General features: G+C 38.2%; 14 protein-coding genes. 7 read left to right on the top strand and 7 right to left on the bottom strand.

Annotation, left to right across the window (positions count from 1 at the left end):
* Positions 1-25: 25 nt before the first annotated feature.
* Genes ACFIKE_RS05380 through ACFIKE_RS05370 form a run of 3 tightly spaced genes read right to left on the bottom strand, consistent with a single transcriptional unit; the run spans position 26 to position 2579 of the window.
* Entirely contained in the window at positions 26-943 is a 918-nt protein-coding gene (locus ACFIKE_RS05380; protein WP_375648587.1) for a metal ABC transporter solute-binding protein, Zn/Mn family, read from the bottom strand.
* A gap of 10 nt (positions 944-953) precedes the next feature.
* Positions 954-1823: a metal ABC transporter permease gene (locus ACFIKE_RS05375; protein ID WP_375625594.1), complete on the bottom strand. Its 870-nt coding sequence runs from the start codon at positions 1821-1823 to the stop codon at positions 954-956.
* Positions 1824-1826: 3 nt separating this feature from the next.
* The gene (locus ACFIKE_RS05370) at positions 1827-2579 is read right to left on the bottom strand and encodes an ABC transporter ATP-binding protein (RefSeq protein WP_375625595.1); all 753 of its coding nucleotides are present in this window, start codon (positions 2577-2579) and stop codon (positions 1827-1829) included.
* Positions 2580-3258: 679 nt separating this feature from the next.
* Between ACFIKE_RS05370 and nrdH the strand changes: the two genes are divergently transcribed.
* From nrdH to nrdF, 4 genes are read left to right on the top strand one after another with little or no spacing between them, the layout of a single operon-like run.
* Entirely contained in the window at positions 3259-3483 is a 225-nt protein-coding gene (gene nrdH, locus ACFIKE_RS05365; protein ID WP_375648586.1) for a glutaredoxin-like protein NrdH, read from the top strand.
* Positions 3483-3881, top strand: a complete 399-nt coding sequence (nrdI, locus tag ACFIKE_RS05360; protein ID WP_375648585.1) for a class Ib ribonucleoside-diphosphate reductase assembly flavoprotein NrdI — start codon at positions 3483-3485, stop codon at positions 3879-3881. The genes nrdH and nrdI overlap by 1 nt, the downstream gene beginning before the upstream one ends.
* Positions 3863-6013 (top strand): class 1b ribonucleoside-diphosphate reductase subunit alpha, encoded by a 2151-nt coding sequence (nrdE, locus tag ACFIKE_RS05355; RefSeq protein ID WP_375648584.1) that lies wholly within the window; start codon positions 3863-3865, stop codon positions 6011-6013. Before nrdI ends, nrdE begins: the two co-directional genes overlap by 19 nt.
* 11 nt (positions 6014-6024) lie before the next feature.
* On the top strand, positions 6025-6999 hold the full coding sequence (nrdF, locus tag ACFIKE_RS05350; protein WP_273722534.1) for a class 1b ribonucleoside-diphosphate reductase subunit beta: 975 nt from the start codon (positions 6025-6027) through the stop codon (positions 6997-6999).
* On the opposite strand, the gene prmC is transcribed toward nrdF, so the two are convergent.
* From prmC to secA, 4 genes are all read right to left on the bottom strand, one after another.
* Entirely contained in the window at positions 6996-7862 is an 867-nt protein-coding gene (gene prmC, locus ACFIKE_RS05345) for a peptide chain release factor N(5)-glutamine methyltransferase (RefSeq protein WP_375625599.1), read from the bottom strand. The two genes, nrdF and prmC, sit on opposite strands and share 4 nt — an antisense overlap.
* Positions 7859-8935, bottom strand: coding sequence for a peptide chain release factor 1 (gene prfA, locus ACFIKE_RS05340; RefSeq protein ID WP_375625601.1), 1077 nt, complete (start codon positions 8933-8935; stop codon positions 7859-7861). Before prfA ends, prmC begins: the two co-directional genes overlap by 4 nt.
* 222 nt (positions 8936-9157) lie before the next feature.
* The gene (locus ACFIKE_RS05335) at positions 9158-9649 is read right to left on the bottom strand and encodes a Fur family transcriptional regulator (RefSeq protein ID WP_375625603.1); all 492 of its coding nucleotides are present in this window, start codon (positions 9647-9649) and stop codon (positions 9158-9160) included.
* The gene (secA, locus tag ACFIKE_RS05330) at positions 9588-12305 is read right to left on the bottom strand and encodes a preprotein translocase subunit SecA (RefSeq protein ID WP_375648583.1); all 2718 of its coding nucleotides are present in this window, start codon (positions 12303-12305) and stop codon (positions 9588-9590) included. Before secA ends, ACFIKE_RS05335 begins: the two co-directional genes overlap by 62 nt.
* 435 nt (positions 12306-12740) lie before the next feature.
* Between secA and ACFIKE_RS05325 the strand changes: the two genes are divergently transcribed.
* From ACFIKE_RS05325 to mutT, 3 genes are all read left to right on the top strand, one after another.
* On the top strand, positions 12741-13694 hold the full coding sequence (locus ACFIKE_RS05325) for a peptidylprolyl isomerase (RefSeq protein ID WP_375625607.1): 954 nt from the start codon (positions 12741-12743) through the stop codon (positions 13692-13694).
* 131 nt (positions 13695-13825) lie between these two features.
* Positions 13826-15058: a bifunctional glutamate N-acetyltransferase/amino-acid acetyltransferase ArgJ gene (argJ, locus tag ACFIKE_RS05320; RefSeq protein ID WP_375626736.1), complete on the top strand. Its 1233-nt coding sequence runs from the start codon at positions 13826-13828 to the stop codon at positions 15056-15058.
* A gap of 130 nt (positions 15059-15188) precedes the next feature.
* Positions 15189-15602 (top strand): 8-oxo-dGTP diphosphatase MutT, encoded by a 414-nt coding sequence (gene mutT / locus ACFIKE_RS05315; RefSeq protein WP_375625611.1) that lies wholly within the window; start codon positions 15189-15191, stop codon positions 15600-15602.
* Positions 15603-15616: the final 14 nt, after the last annotated feature.

Below are 15616 nucleotides of genomic sequence, written 5' to 3'. Positions count from 1 at the left end.
TTTTTTATCTCTTTTGTAGAAGATCTTAATGTTTTGTGATGGCATCAATGATGGTATTCACATTATGTTCCATCATATCCAGATAAGTTGCTGCGGGGCCATTTTTATTTGACAATGCATCAGAATAAAGTGTCCCACCAATTTTCAAACCTGTTTCTTTTGCAATCTGTTTTATGAGACGGGGATTAGAGATATTTTCAACGAATAGTGCAGCTGCTTTATTCGCCTTAATTTGTTTGATAAGTTTAGCAACATCGGCTGCGGTTGCTTCAGATTCTGTTGAAGAATTTTGAGGGGCGAGGATAGTAAAACCGTATTCTTTTGCAAAATAGCCAAAGGCGTCATGAGATGTGATAATGATACGTTTATCTTTAGGGATGGTAGTAATTTTTGTTTTCAGGGTATCTTGTGCTATTTTAAGTTTTTGGATGTAGGTTTCGGCATTTTTTTTGTAGCTTGTGCAGGATTGTGGATCGATTTTACAAAAAGCAGCAGCGATATTCTTCACATAGATTTTGACATTGGGAATTGTTTGCCAAGCATGTGGATCAATAACGCTGTGGTGATGATGGGCGTTATGTTCTTGATTTTTCATTTTGAGGGAGGGAATGTTAGCGCTAACTTTGACAAGAAGTGCTTTTGTACCGCTTGCTGTAATGAGGCGATCAATGAATCCTTCTAAATGAAGTCCGTTGATGAAAATAATTTGAGCATTTCTAAGAGCTTGAACATCATGGGGGGTAGGTTCATAAGTGTGGGTATTTGCATTGGGACCTACAAAAGTGGTCATAGAGATATGGTTGTCTCCTACATTTTTTACGAGATCTGCGAGAATAGAAAAGCTCGCAACAACTTTGATTTTATTGTTTGCAGAAGCAGAAAATGGAGAAAAAGAAAGCAATAAAGCTCCAAGAAGAACAAATTTTTGAGGAAACTTAGGCACATTTTTTTCCTTAAAGTGAGGAGGTATAAAAGAGGTGGGGAAACCATGTTACAATAAGTCCACGTGGACTTATCAAGCAGGAAAAAAGATAAATAAATCCTGCGGCAATGATAATAGCAGGGCCGGAGGGAAGTGAAAGATGAAAAGAAAGCAGGAGACCACATACGCTAGAAATGATTCCAAAAAGAGTGGAAAGTGCGCAAATAGGGCCTAGCCGTGAAAACCAAAAACGGGCTGTAATAGCTGGAATCATCATAATGCCAACGGAAAGTAATGTTCCTAGTGATTGAAATCCTCCAACCAGATTCAACACCACAAGTCCAAGCAATGAAATATGAATATATTTACTCAATGGAGAGAGTGATTTAAAAAAGAGGGGGTCAAAGCTTTCTAAAACGAGTGCACGCCAAAAAATACAAAGGCTGCATAGTGTAATCAGCATTATAGTAGTGATTAACCAGAGGGCTTGTGCATCAAGTGCAAGAACCGATCCGAATAGGAGATGAAGCAGCTCAATTGTTGAGTCTTTTAGTGAGATAATAATGACACCTGCCGCGAGTGCAATAAGATAAAAGACAGTCATGGATGCATCTTCTTTCTGAAAGCTATTTCGTGAAATTAAAATGGTTGCTAAAGCGACAATAATACCAGCGAAGATGCCACCAAGTGTCATAGATATGAGGGAAAAGCCACAAATCAGAAAAGCAGTTGCAACACCAGGAAGAATGGCATGAGAGATAGCATCTCCTGTCAAGCTCATTCCACGGAGCATCAAAAATACACCAACAGGACAAGCGCTAATAGACAGGAAAATAGAACCGATAAGGGCGTTTTGCATAAATTGGAAATCAACAAAGGGAGCAAGAAAAAATGCATACACGTCTTATAACCTAAGAAAGAGAGGATCATTGATAGGAAGATTTTGTTTTTGTGTGCTAATAGGAAAAGAATTGGAGGTGAGAGGTGGCATAACGTGATGAATAGTGTTGTTTAAAAACTGGGTTGTTTCTCCATAAAAGGCGTTTTGTTGATTAATTTGAATCATTTGGGGGAAAAATTCTTGCACGATGAGAGGGTTATGGAGTGCTGTGAGAACTGTGCGTCCTTGCTGTTGCCAGTATGTGATCAGTGCAAGAAGGTCTTTTTGGGTCTTATGATCTACACCATTAAAAGGTTCATCAAGCAAAATAATATTGGCATCTTGCACAATGATACGTGCGAAAAGAGCGCGTTGTAATTGCCCGCCTGATAATGTTTCAAGCGAACGGGGTGCGAGTTCTGTAAGCCCAACCATTTCAAGCGCATTTTGAATCTGAGAATCATAAGGGCGCTGGCTTTTCCATAATCCACAAAAAGACCACAGCCCTGTTTTTACAAGCGTTTTCACATCAATTGGAAATGTTTGATCTACATCACATTGCTGAGAAAGATAAGCAATGCGGCTTTTTTTTGGTTTTGTAATTTTTCCCTTAAGAGGTTTAATCAATCCGGCGATGGCTTTTAGCAGTGTCGATTTTCCAGCGCCATTATCACCTGTTATTGCGACCAATGAACCAGCTTTTAACTTCGCTGAAAAGTTCTTTATTGCTATTCTATTTCCATAGCCTAATGTTGTCTTATTGAAGTGCAGATCCATATTTTTTACCATCGTTGCTTATTATTTTGGAAACTATGTAATAATATAACGTTTGTCAATAAAATGTTATATTATTACATAATTTTGAGGACTGAAAATTTTAGTGTGAAGATCGTGGAAAATTAAAAATAATAATTGAATTCACCTTGACGAAAGAGAGAGAGTATATACTATATATAGTATCAAAATGATTGGTGATTCTAAATAAGCACAAGAGAGGGTGTTAGTGTGTTTCGTTTGGTATCTAAGTTATTTCCATTATTGTAAAGAGTTTATTGACCAAGGGCATAGCAGTGCTTTTGCTGAAGGATCTCTTTTGGAAGGATTCCTTTCGTTTTTGTAATTGATTTTTGCCGAAAAAGAGTAAAACAGAGCTCTTGAAAAACGGTAGTTTAGAACGTTAGTTTTTTAGACAGCAGGAGGGAATTGTAATGCAAGCAAAAGATTGTTTATAACTGGGGGGCTTTGCCATTTAAGTTATAGAATAATCGCTTATTCTCATCATAGTCTTTGAAGTTATTTGATGAGGAATTCTGTTATGTTCAGGAAGCTATGTACTATTTGAAAATAACCACATGTTTTGCGTACAATTTCTGTTTTTTGTTATTCTTGAGTACTTATAAAATTATTAGATTGACCTTTTAGGGTTGATTGTTTGGAATTGTGAAAGTTGAAGAAAATGTCGATCACTATTTATAGCAAACCATCTTGTGTCCAATGTGATGCTACACGCCGCGCTTTTGATGCAAAAGGCATTCATTATCAGGTTGTTGATATTTCTTGTGATGAACAAGCATACAGTTTTGTTCAATCTCTGGGGTATCGTCAGGTTCCTGTTGTTGTTTGTGGTGAAAATCATTGGTCTGGTTTTAGACCAGATATGATTAGTGGTCTTTGTGCTTAATGGGGCTTATTGTTTATTATTCGAGTGCAACGGGTAATACAGAACATTTTGTCTCGCAACTTGGTCAACGACTCTTCAAAATTGATAAAAGAAAGCCTTCTGCATTGGTTGGTGAACCTTATGTACTGATTGTTCCTACATATGCAGATGGTGAAGGAAGAGGAGCAGTGCCGAAAGCCGTTATCCATTTTCTTAATGAAGTTGAGAACCGAAAATTAATTCGTGGTGTCATTGGTGGTGGGAATCGTAATTTTGGTTGTTATTATAATTTAGCAAGTAAAATCATTGCTGAAAAATGTTGTGTACCTTGCCTTTATCGTTTTGAGCTGCGTGGAACTGATGAAGATGTTCTTTATGTAAAAAAGGGATTGGAAAGATTTTGGAAACAATTGGTATAGGACAATCGCAGAAATCGGATCAGATTACTGATTATCATGCGCTGAATGCAATGCTTAATCTTTATGATGAAAATGGTCATATTCAATTTGATATGGATCGACTTGCCGCACGGCAATATTTTCTTCAGCATGTTAATCAAAATACAGTTTTTTTTCATAACCTGAAGGAAAAAATAGACTACTTAATAGAAGAAGGTTATTACGAAAAAGCTTTATTTGAGCTTTATGATTTTTCTTTTATTAAAAAGCTTTTTAAACGTGCTTATGCATTTAAGTTTCGTTTTCCTACTTTTTTAGGCGCATTTAAGTACTATACCAGCTATACATTAAAGACTTTTGATGGGAAACGTTATCTTGAACGTTATGAAGATCGTGTCTGTCTTGTAGCTTTATATTTGGCACAAGGGAATAAAGCTCTTGCTGAAAATTTTGTGGATGAAATTATTACAGGACGTTTTCAACCGGCAACACCGACATTTTTAAATGCTGGGAAAAAACAACGTGGTGAATTGGTTTCGTGTTTTTTGCTACGTGTTGAAGATAATATGGAATCGATAGGTCGTTCGGTTAATTCGGCTTTGCAGCTTTCAAAACGTGGTGGAGGTGTGGCGCTTTGTTTAACCAATTTGCGGGAAGCTGGAGCACCAATTAAGCAAATAGAAAATCAGTCCTCAGGTGTCTTACCGGTGATGAAACTCTTAGAAGATTCTTTTTCTTACGCCAATCAGCTTGGGGCACGACAGGGGGCTGGAGCTGTTTATTTGCATGCCCATCATTTAGATATTATGAAGTTTTTGGATACAAAGCGTGAAAATGCTGATGAAAAAGTTAGAATCAAAACGCTTTCGCTTGGTGTCGTTATTCCTGATATTACTTTTGAGCTTGCACGGAATAATGAGGATATGTATCTCTTCTCATCTTATGATATCGAGCGTGTGACAGGTAAGCCCTTTAGCGATATTTCTTTAACGGAGCATTATCGTTCTTTTGTTGATAATGCAAAGATTCGTAAAAACAAAATAAGTGCACGCGTTTTTTTCCAGACATTAGCAGAAATTCAATTTGAATCAGGTTATCCCTATATTTTATTTGAGGATACTGCTAATCGATCGAATCCGATAGCTGGGCGCATAAGTATGAGCAATTTATGTTCAGAAATTTTGCAGGTGAGTGAGGCGAGTGAACTGGAGACAGATTTAACTTATCGCACGATTGGAAGTGATATATCCTGTAATCTTGGATCTATGAATATTGCCAAAGCAATGGAAAGTCCTGATTTCGGACAGACCGTGGAATCTGCTGTTCGTGCCCTTACTGCGGTTTCGGATATGAGTAATATTGCCTGTGTGCCTTCCATTGCGAAAGGCAATGCTGAAAGTCATGCGATTGGTTTGGGACAAATGAATTTGCATGGGTTTCTAGCGCGTGAACAGATCTATTATGGGTCTCCAGAAGCGATAGATTTTACCAATATCTATTTTTATATTGTGACATATCACGCCATACGGGCTTCCAATTTGATTGCACGTGAACGTCAAGAAATGTTTGCAGGGTTTGAAAAATCAGCTTATGCAGATGGACGTTTTTTCGAAAAATATATTGAAAAAGAATGGAAACCGCAATTTGCGCTTGTGCAAGAGCTTTTTGCACGGAATAATATTGTTATCCCAGATCAAAAGGATTGGCAGGAACTGAAAAAATTAGTCATTGAGTATGGGCTGTATAACCGCAATTTGCAGGCAGTTCCACCTACGGGATCTATTTCCTATATTAATCATGCCACTTCTTCTATTCATCCAATTGCTTCAAAAATTGAAATTCGCAAAGAGGGAAAAATTGGGCGCGTTTATTATCCCGCTCCTTATATGGATAATACGAATTTAAATTTTTACCAAGATGCTTATGAGATTGGTCCTGAAAAAATTATAGATACCTATGCTGCTGCAACACAGCATGTTGATCAAGGTCTTTCATTAACATTATTTTTTCCTGATACCGCTACCACACGTGATATTAACCGCGCACAAATTTATGCCTGGAAAAAGGGTATAAAGAGTATTTACTATGTACGATTACGGCAAGTAGCATTAAGTGGAACAGAAGTTGATGGCTGTGTTTCGTGTAGTTTATAGGAGATCATCATATGACAAAGATTACAACCAAAAATCCTGTTGTGTGCGCTGTTAATTGGAATAGATTACATGATGAGAAAGATCTTGAAGTATGGAACCGCTTAACTGGGAATTTTTGGTTACCTGAGAAGGTACCACTTTCCAATGATATTCCTTCATGGTCAAGCTTAACGGATGAAGAACGTAAACTGACAATTCGTGTTTTTACAGGATTAACGCTTCTAGATACAATTCAAAACACCGTAGGAGCCATTTCGCTTCTGGCTGATGCGATAACAGAGCATGAGGAGGCAGTTTTGACGAATATTGCCTTCATGGAAGCGGTTCATGCACGTTCTTATTCCTCTATTTTTTCAACCCTTTGTTCGACGGTAGAAGTTGATGATGCGTTTAGATGGTCAGAAGAAAATATTCATTTGCAGAAAAAGGCTAGATTAGTACTTGAGCGTTATGAAGCAAATGATCCACTTAAGAAAAAAATTGCTTCGACTTTGCTGGAAAGCTTTTTATTTTATTCTGGCTTTTATTTGCCCATGTATTGGGCCAGTCGCGCTAAGTTGACCAATACAGCAGATCTCATTCGATTAATCATTCGTGATGAAGCAGTCCATGGTTATTATATAGGTTATAAATTCCAATTGGGCTTTGCAAAGCTTGATGAAGCCAAAAGACAAGAAATTAAAGATTTTGCTTTTAACCTGCTCTTTGACCTTTATAATATCGAGTGCAAATATACTGAAGATCTTTATGATGCACTTGGATTGACAGAAGATGTTAAAATTTTTCTTCATTATAATGCTAACAAGGCTTTAATGAATTTAGGTTTTGAAGCTCTTTTTCCCCCTGAGGTTTGTCGTGTTAATCCCGCTATTTTGGCAGCTTTATCACCAAACTCTGACGAAAATCATGACTTTTTTTCAGGGGCAGGTTCTTCTTATGTCATTGGCAAGGCGGTTGCTACCACGGATGATGATTGGGAATTTTAATGTTTGCATGCAAATAGAAGTGCGCGGGGTATTCCACTTAGATCTTTACGCACTTCTAAACATTGAAAACCATTTTTTTTAAATAAATTGCAGACTTCATTTTCTTGAGAGTAACCAATTTCAACAGCGACATAGCCGTTTTCTTTTAAGTAGTTGGCTGCTTCATGGGCGAGTTTTCGATAAAAATAAAGTCCATCTTCCCCTCCTATCAGGGCGCGCAATGGGTCATGTAAGCGCACTTCTTTTGCAAGTTTTTTGATATCTTGTGCGGGAATATAAGGTGGATTGGAAACAATGAAATCAAAGCGATCTGCGACAGCATCAAACCAGTCGCTAAGAAGAGGTGTGAAGCGGTGTGCTACTTCAGCATTCTTTGCATTTTTTTTCGCTGTTTTAAGGGCATCTTCAGAAATATCGACTGCCACCGCATAGGATTGGGGAATTTGTTTAAGGAGTGTAATGGCAATGGCGCCACTTCCTGTTCCCATATCAAGGAATGTTGTTCTTCCCGAATTTTCGACCTGTTTTTGGAGAAAAGGGAGAACAAGATCTATCAGCGTTTCTGTATCAGGACGAGGTTCTAACGTCTCTTGAGACAATGTAAAAGATATACCATAAAATTCTCGTGCTCCTATAATACGATAGACGGGTTCGCCTGCAATACGCCGTTGTAAAGCCTGTTCTATTTGTATAATATGCTCAGAAGACAGATGCATATCTGGTTTAGAAATTCTTTCAGCAGCATTTATTCCTGTTATCCATTCAACGAGTATTTTCGCATCGAGATCGGCTTCAGCAATTCCTTTCGTGCGCAATTTTTCTTGCATTTGTTGGATGACATTCTTGAAAGAATATTTTCTCAATTATTATCCATTTCCATCAGCAGTGTTGTTTGATGATCTGAGATGAGTGCATGAAGAAGCTCATCAAGATCTCCCTCTAGAATGCGATCAAGCTTATACAAGGTTAGATTAATACGGTGATCCGTGACACGTCCTTGTGGAAAATTATAGGTACGAATACGTTCTGAACGATCACCAGAACCAACTTGGCTTTTACGAGAAGCTGAACGTTCACTTTCCGCTTTTTGTCGTTCGATATCGAATAAGCGTGCCCGTAAAATTTGAAGGGCTCGTGCTCGGTTTTGATGTTGTGATTTTTCTGCTTGTACGACCATAATTCCTGTTGGAATATGCGTGATACGAACAGCTGAATCCGTTGTATTAACATGCTGTCCTCCTGCTCCAGATGCACGCATTGTGTCAATACGAATATCTTCAGGGCGAATATCAATATCAATTTCTTCAGCCTCCGGAAGGACTGCAACGGTAGCAGCAGATGTATGGATACGTCCACCGGTTTCTGTTTCGGGGATGCGTTGCACACGATGAACCCCTGATTCATATTTCAATTTAGAAAAGACACCTTTTCCTGAGATAGTAGCAATAATCTCTTTATATCCGCCAACTTCTCCCTCACTGAGTGAAATAACTTCTACTTTCCAATGGTGAGCATGGGCATAACGTTCATACATACGGAAAAGATCACCGGAAAAAAGTGCTGCTTCTGATCCACCTGTTCCTGCTCGAATTTCAACAATAGCGTTTTTTTCATCAGCAACATCTTTAGGCAAAAGCAGAATCTGGAGTTCTTTTTCAAATTGCTCTACTTTTTTATATAACAATGGTAGCTCTTCTTGGGCAAGATTACGCATCTCTATATCTGTTTGTTTATCATTGATAATCGTTTCTAATTCTGTAATCTCTCCGTAAAGAGCATTTAATGCGCGTATAGAGGCAATAACGGGTTGTAGTTCTGCATATTCAGAAGCTAATTTGACATATGTTTCAGCATTTGGATTAGTCGTCATTTGGCTTTCAATTATTTCAAAGCGCTTTTCAAGCTGTCTCATACGATCTTGTGGCAAAGAAACCATGATAATATTGGCCTAATTTTTCATAATACAATTTTTATAATATTTTGTTGCAATGATTTTTCGTTATAATGCTGACAATGAATTACCGTATAGCATCATACAAAAAGGGGTAATAGAGCAAAAAAATTTTTTTGCCAATGGAAACTGTTATATCTTAAAGGTAAATTTTTATAAAACTTGATTTACCTGAGGTATTTTATCTAATGATATATAATCACTTTTTTAAGAGTTTTTTTTTCCGTAAAGTTCAAGGCGGTGATGAATAATATCATAGCCAAGGGACTTTGCAATTTCCTCTTGCAGCTTTTCAATAACATCAGAATGAAACTCGATAACTTGTCCTGTTTCTATATCAATGAGATGATCATGATGTTGCCCATCTGCTTGCTCAAAACGAGATGGACCACCACTAAAGCTATGGCGATGAATTGTTCCATTTCCTTCTAATGTTTTCATGGTTCGATAAACAGTTGAGAGTGAAATACTCGAATCTATTTTGTTTGCACGCTGAAAAATCTCAAATGCATTGGGATGGTCATTTGTATCAGCCAAAATATCAAGAATAACTCGTCGTTGACGTGTTACTCTTAAACCAGCTGTGCGCAATTCTTGCTCATAATTTCGCTTTTTATTCATTTTCATAGTTTGCTTTTCAAACAAAGGCTCCATGACAGTGTTTGTATTTTTTCTCTGAACCGCAAGGACAACGCTCATTACGTCCAACTTTTCCCCATGTGGTTACATCGTTAGGGTCACGATCTTGTGGATTAACAAATCTATTTTCTTGTGATCGTGCCCATAAGGTGGGAGCATTTTCTTGACTTTGATCATTAAAAACAGAAGAAGCAGCATCAGTTTGCTCAGGCATGGTCGGTTCTGTAGGTTGTTGAATGATTTCAAAGCGCATAAGCTTAGAAGTGACAATTCTGCGCAAATTTCTCAACATACTTTGAAAGAGTTCAAAAGATTCTGTCTTATATTCATTGAGCGGATCCCGCTGCGCATAACCACGAAAACCAACAACAGAACGCAAATGGTCTAAACTCACCAGATGTTCACGCCATAACGTGTCAATAGTTTCGAGCAATACTGCCTTGTGAAAATAAGCCATAACTTCTGGAGAATAGCGTTCAGTACGTTCATTTTCAAGTTTTGTAACAGCATCTGATACACGCTCTAAAATCTGCTCCTCGGCAATTCCATCTTCTTTTGCCCATTCTCTTACTGGAAGCTCAAGATTAAAGAGTTGTTGAAGTTCTTCTTCGAGAGTTTTTACATCCCATTTTTCAGAATATGTCCCTGATGGAATATAAGCCTCTACGAGATCCTCTACGACTTCATTGCGCATTTCAAGGATCATTTCTGATAAATCATCTGCGTTCATGATCTCCATACGCTGTTCAAAAATAACCTTGCGTTGATCATTCATGACATCATCATATTTTAGCAGATTTTTACGAATTTCAAAGTTTCGTGCTTCGACCTTTTTTTGTGCTTTTTCAAGGGCTTTATTAATCCATGGATGGATAATAGCTTCATTTTCTTTCAATCCAAGTTTTTGCAGCATACCATCCATACGATTGGAGCCAAAGATACGCATAAGATCATCTTGAAGAGAGAGAAAGAATTTTGAGCGACCTGGATCGCCTTGGCGACCAGAACGTCCACGAAGCTGGTTATCAATACGACGGCTTTCATGACGTTCCGTCGCAATGACGTAAAGACCACCAGCAGCTAAAGCTTTGTCTTTAAGCTTCTGAACATCTTTTTTTATTTCTTCAATTTTAGCTGTCCGCTCTGGACCTTCGGGGATATCCTGTAACTCTTGTCGGATGCGCATTTCAACATTACCACCAAGCTGTATATCCGTACCGCGTCCTGCCATGTTGGTTGCGATGGTGAGAGCTCTAGGAACTCCTGCTTGCGCAATGATGTACGCTTCTTGTTCGTGATAGCGAGCATTTAAGACTCTAAAATCGGTAATGCCTTCTTTTCGCAAACGCTCTGCCAATTGTTCTGACTTTTCAATAGAGGTTGTTCCAACAAGAATAGGCTGTTCTTTTTCGTGTGCTTGACGGATATCACGCACAATTGCCCGATATTTCTCTTCTGCTGTTCGATAAATTTCATCATCTTCATCAATACGTTGTATTGGCAAATTTGTAGGGACTTCAACAACGTCAAGACCATAAATATTTCTGAATTCTTCGGCTTCTGTTGTTGCAGTTCCAGTCATTCCAGATAATTTCCTATACATACGGAAGTAATTTTGGAAAGTGATGGAAGCAAGTGTCTGGTTTTCTGGTTGAATAGCAACATGCTCCTTAGCTTCTAACGCTTGATGAAGTCCTTCAGAATAACGCCGCCCAGGCATCATTCGCCCTGTAAATTCGTCAATAATAACGATTTCATCATTGCGAACAATGTAATCTTTATCGCGAGCAAACAGTTTATGAGCTTTTAGAGCATTATTGACATGATGAACGATAGCGACATTTTCTATGTCATAAAGACTTTCACCTTTAAGATGTCCAGCTTGTTCGAGCATTTTTTCAATTTTTTCAGTACCAACTTCGGTAAAAGTCGTTGTTTTTTGTTTTTCGTCTATTTCATAGTCTTCTGGAGTTAAGGCAGGAATAAATGTATCAATAAGGTTATAGAAGTCAGTACGATCTTCTAGAGGACCAGAAATAATAAGGGGTGTACGGGCTTCATCGATAAGAATCGAATCAACTTCATCAACAATCGCGTAATGATGTCCACGTTGGACCATTTGACTACGATCGAAGGCCATATTATCACGCAAATAATCAAAACCTAGTTCATTATTTGTAGCATAGGTGATGTCGCATGCATAGGCCTCTCGGCGGGCATCACTATCAAGATCATGAAGAATCACGCCTGTTGTAAGCCCTAGAAAACTAAAAATTTTCCCCATTGTTTCAGCATCACGACTGGCGAGATAATCATTTACTGTCACAACATGAACGCCTTTACCTTCCAATGCATTGAGATAAATTGGTAAAGTTGCCATTAATGTTTTACCTTCACCAGTGCGCATTTCAGCTATGCCACAGTCGTGAAGGACCATTCCACCAATAAGTTGCACGTCAAAAGGACGCATGTCATAAACACGTTTTGCGGCTTCACGAACAGTTGCGAAAACTTCTGGTAAGAGCAAATCAACACTTTCACCTTCACTAAGACGTTTACGAAAGGCATCTGTTTTTTGGCAAAGCTGCTCATCACTTAATTTTACAAATTGTTCTTCCAAAGCATTAATTTGTGCAACTTTTTGGCGGAGTGCTTTGAGACGTCGCTCATGAGCTGAACCAAAAAACTTACGGGCAAAAACACCTAAACTGACCATCTCTGGCCCTTTCTTTTAATTGTTGTCACTCTTGTTGGGTAATTCATACGCTTTCCCCATACTCTACATTTTCTTCAAGTTATCTGATATTATTAGAGACATCATGAAATGCAGATGGTACCATTATACTTGTTGGTGTGCAATTTTTCACTTTAATTGTAAAGTAGAGATAAGAGGCTAAGCGCTCTATGTCAACTTTAGGTACGCTATTTAACTGATACAATACAAAGTAATTTAAGATACAATATGTCATTTTTCTCTATTATCATGTTTTTCATCTGCATTAGATAGGATTGGAGCAACTGAGATAAAAGGACAATTTTATACTTTTTTAAAATAAAATTACTAATTTATTTCTCTATGTTTAAAGGTTAAAGTGTTATGGTAAAGAAAATTGGAATCTTGAACCTGCCTTCATTTTTAAGGAGTATATTTATGAAATTTAACTTTATCACGCTTTTTTTAGCATCAGCTTTATTGGCAAGTACAAGTTTAGGGGTGAGAGCCCAAGAAGGTTTGAATTCATCGTCGAATGATTTAAAGACTTTGGAGAAAACTTCTGAAAAAGCCGTTTCTCCTTCTCATGTTATGGCGGTTATCGATGGGAAAAATATTACAGCAGGCCAATTGGATGATTTAGCGCTTGAAATAAATCCTAATTTAGCACGTTTTCCTGATGAACAACGCCGTATGATGGTTCTAAAAGCTTATTTAGATATGCAGGCACTTGCAAAAGCAGCAAGAAGCAAAGGTCTTGATAAGACAGAAGCTTACGATAAACGTATGTCAGTCATGCGTGACAATGTTCTTCAACAGCTTTATTTTAAACAGGCGATTGTTGACAAAATCTCGGATACTGATTTGGAAGCTCTTTATAAGCAAGAAGTCGCTGCTTTACCTAAAGAAGATGAGGTTAAAGCGCGTCATATTTTGGTCAAAACAAGAAAAGAAGCAGAATCTATCATTAAGCATTTAAATAAAGGCGAAAATTTTGAAGAGATTGCAAAGAAAAGTTCAACAGATGGTTCTGCTGCTGTTGGAGGTGATCTTGGTTATTTTAGCCATGGTCAAATGGTCAAGCCTTTTGAAGATGCTGCATTTGGTTTAAAAATTGGCGAATACACTAAACAACCCGTTGAAAGTCCTTTTGGTTGGCATATTATTAAATTAGAAGATCGTCGTTTGAAACAACCTCCTGCATTTGATGATGTTAAAGAGATGTTGCGGACACAGCTGATAAAAAAGCGCTATCAAGAACTGATTGTTGATTTGCGTAGCAAGATAGATGTGAAATACCCTGATCCTAATGTTACAAAAATCATGGAATCGCTTCATCAAAATGGAACGCTACTTCCCGATGAGACATCAGATGAAGAAGATACGGAATAGCTAGGAAAAATAAGTGGATAGCCTCTTTAATAGATAATTTGCTAGGTTAGTTTTGTTCAAAAAGCCTAGCAGTTTTCTATGAGGGGTTATTGATCTGCAATTATTTCATTTATTTTTACAGAAAGCATATTGTGGTTTTGAAAATTTCTCCTTTGTCGCCTCAAAAGATCCAGGAGCTTTCTCCCTTATCTGGGGTACGGATAGCAACAGCTGAAGCTGGGATCAAATATAAAGATCGTACAGATCTTCTTTTCATCATATTCGATAAGCCAGTGAGTGTGGCCGGTGTTTTTACCCGTTCAAAATGTCCATCTGCCCCTGTAGAGCATTGTCGTGCATCGCTTCCTCATGGGGTTGCGAGGGGTGTTGTTGTGAATTCTGGAAATGCAAATGCTTTTACAGGAAGCAAAGGAAAGCGCACAACCGATGAAATCATCTGTGCAGCAGCGAACGCTTTAAAGGTTAGAGGAGATGAAATTTTTATAGCTTCTACGGGTGTTATTGGTGAGCCAATGGATGCATCGGGTATTGTCAATCTTTTACCAAGTATGGCAGAGACAGCAGAAGAGGGGAATTGGTTGGAAGCTGCAAAAGCCATAATGACAACGGACACATTTCCAAAACTTGCGACGCGCACTTTTGACTGTGGGGGAGAGAGTGTTACCATTAATGGAATTGCAAAAGGTGCTGGTATGATTGCACCTGATATGGCGACAATGCTGTCATTTGTGGTTAGTGATGCGACTATTTCTTCGGATGCACTCCAATCCATGTTATCAGAGGCAGTTGAGGGTTCTTTCAATTCAATTACTGTTGATAGCGATACCTCAACTTCAGATACGCTTATGTTGTTTGCGACAGGAAAAGAACATTTTCCATGTCTTACAAGTAAATCTGATCCGCGTTATGGAGTTTTTGTGAAACAATTGAGTGCACTTCTGCATGAACTTGCACTACAAGTTGTTTGTGATGGCGAAGGTGCTCGTCATTTAATTGAGGTTAATGTGATGGGCGCTACAACAAACAATGCAGCTAAAACTATTGCTTTATCAATTGCAAATTCACCGCTCGTAAAAACGGCTATTGCCGGTGAAGATGCGAATTGGGGGCGGGTCGTTATGGCAGTTGGGAAGGCCGGTGTTGAAGTCGATCGTGATCTATTGACGATTTGGTTTGGTGAGCATCGTGTGGCCGTGAATGGCGTACGAGATCCTGAGTATTGTGAAGAGACAATAGGTGCTTATATGCAAGGTAAACACATCACAATTCGTGTTGATATCGGTTTGGGTAAGAGCACAGCGACGGTTTGGTCTTGCGATTTAACAAAAGAGTACGTTATGATCAATAGCGATTACAGAAGTTAATGGATGCACTCTCTATATTTAACTGCCTATTATTATTTTTTAAAAGAGAATGAGATATGTGCGTTCTTTTTGAGGTAAGGGAATATACTAGAAAGAGACAGTTATCTTTATATTCTCATTGGAGAGTGATATGTATATAAAAAGTCCCCTTCTTCTTGTTGTTGCATGTGCACTGTTAGATCAAGATAATCGTGTTTTGCTTACCAAGCGTCCTGAAGGAAAATCGCTGGCTGGTTTATGGGAGTTTCCTGGTGGAAAGGTTGAGCAAGGTGAAACTCCAGAAATTTCATTGATTCGTGAACTAGAAGAAGAGCTCGGTGTGTATGTTCAGGCAAATAATTTACACCCTTTAACGTTTGCGAGCCATAGCTATACAACATTTCACCTCTTGATGCCGTTGTATCTTTGTTATCATTATGAGGGAGTTGCGCAAGGACGAGAGGGGCAAAATTTAGAATGGGTTTTTGTTAATGATCTTGATAAATACCCTATGCCTGATGCTGATAAACCATTGGTTCAGGTATTGAAAAATCATCTTCTTTAATGTGTTATAAGAAG

This window comes from Bartonella sp. MU70NMGDW (assembly GCF_042194085.1).
In the GTDB taxonomy this organism is placed as follows: domain Bacteria; phylum Pseudomonadota; class Alphaproteobacteria; order Rhizobiales; family Rhizobiaceae; genus Bartonella; species Bartonella grahamii.
This window is presented reverse-complemented; position numbering and strand designations above follow the sequence as displayed.

Coding starts and splice junctions, on each gene's coding strand:
- ACFIKE_RS05370 (WP_375625595.1), bottom strand. CDS start 2,579: ATGGATCTGCACTTCAATAAGACAACATTAGGCTATGGAAATAGAATA.
- nrdH (WP_375648586.1), top strand. CDS start 3,259: ATGTCGATCACTATTTATAGCAAACCATCTTGTGTCCAATGTGATGCT.
- nrdI (WP_375648585.1), top strand. CDS start 3,483: ATGGGGCTTATTGTTTATTATTCGAGTGCAACGGGTAATACAGAACAT.
- nrdF (WP_273722534.1), top strand. CDS start 6,025: ATGACAAAGATTACAACCAAAAATCCTGTTGTGTGCGCTGTTAATTGG.
- prfA (WP_375625601.1), bottom strand. CDS start 8,935: ATGGTTTCTTTGCCACAAGATCGTATGAGACAGCTTGAAAAGCGCTTT.
- ACFIKE_RS05335 (WP_375625603.1), bottom strand. CDS start 9,649: ATGAGCGTTGTCCTTGCGGTTCAGAGAAAAAATACAAACACTGTCATG.
- secA (WP_375648583.1), bottom strand. CDS start 12,305: ATGGTCAGTTTAGGTGTTTTTGCCCGTAAGTTTTTTGGTTCAGCTCAT.
- ACFIKE_RS05325 (WP_375625607.1), top strand. CDS start 12,741: ATGAAATTTAACTTTATCACGCTTTTTTTAGCATCAGCTTTATTGGCA.
- mutT (WP_375625611.1), top strand. CDS start 15,189: ATGTATATAAAAAGTCCCCTTCTTCTTGTTGTTGCATGTGCACTGTTA.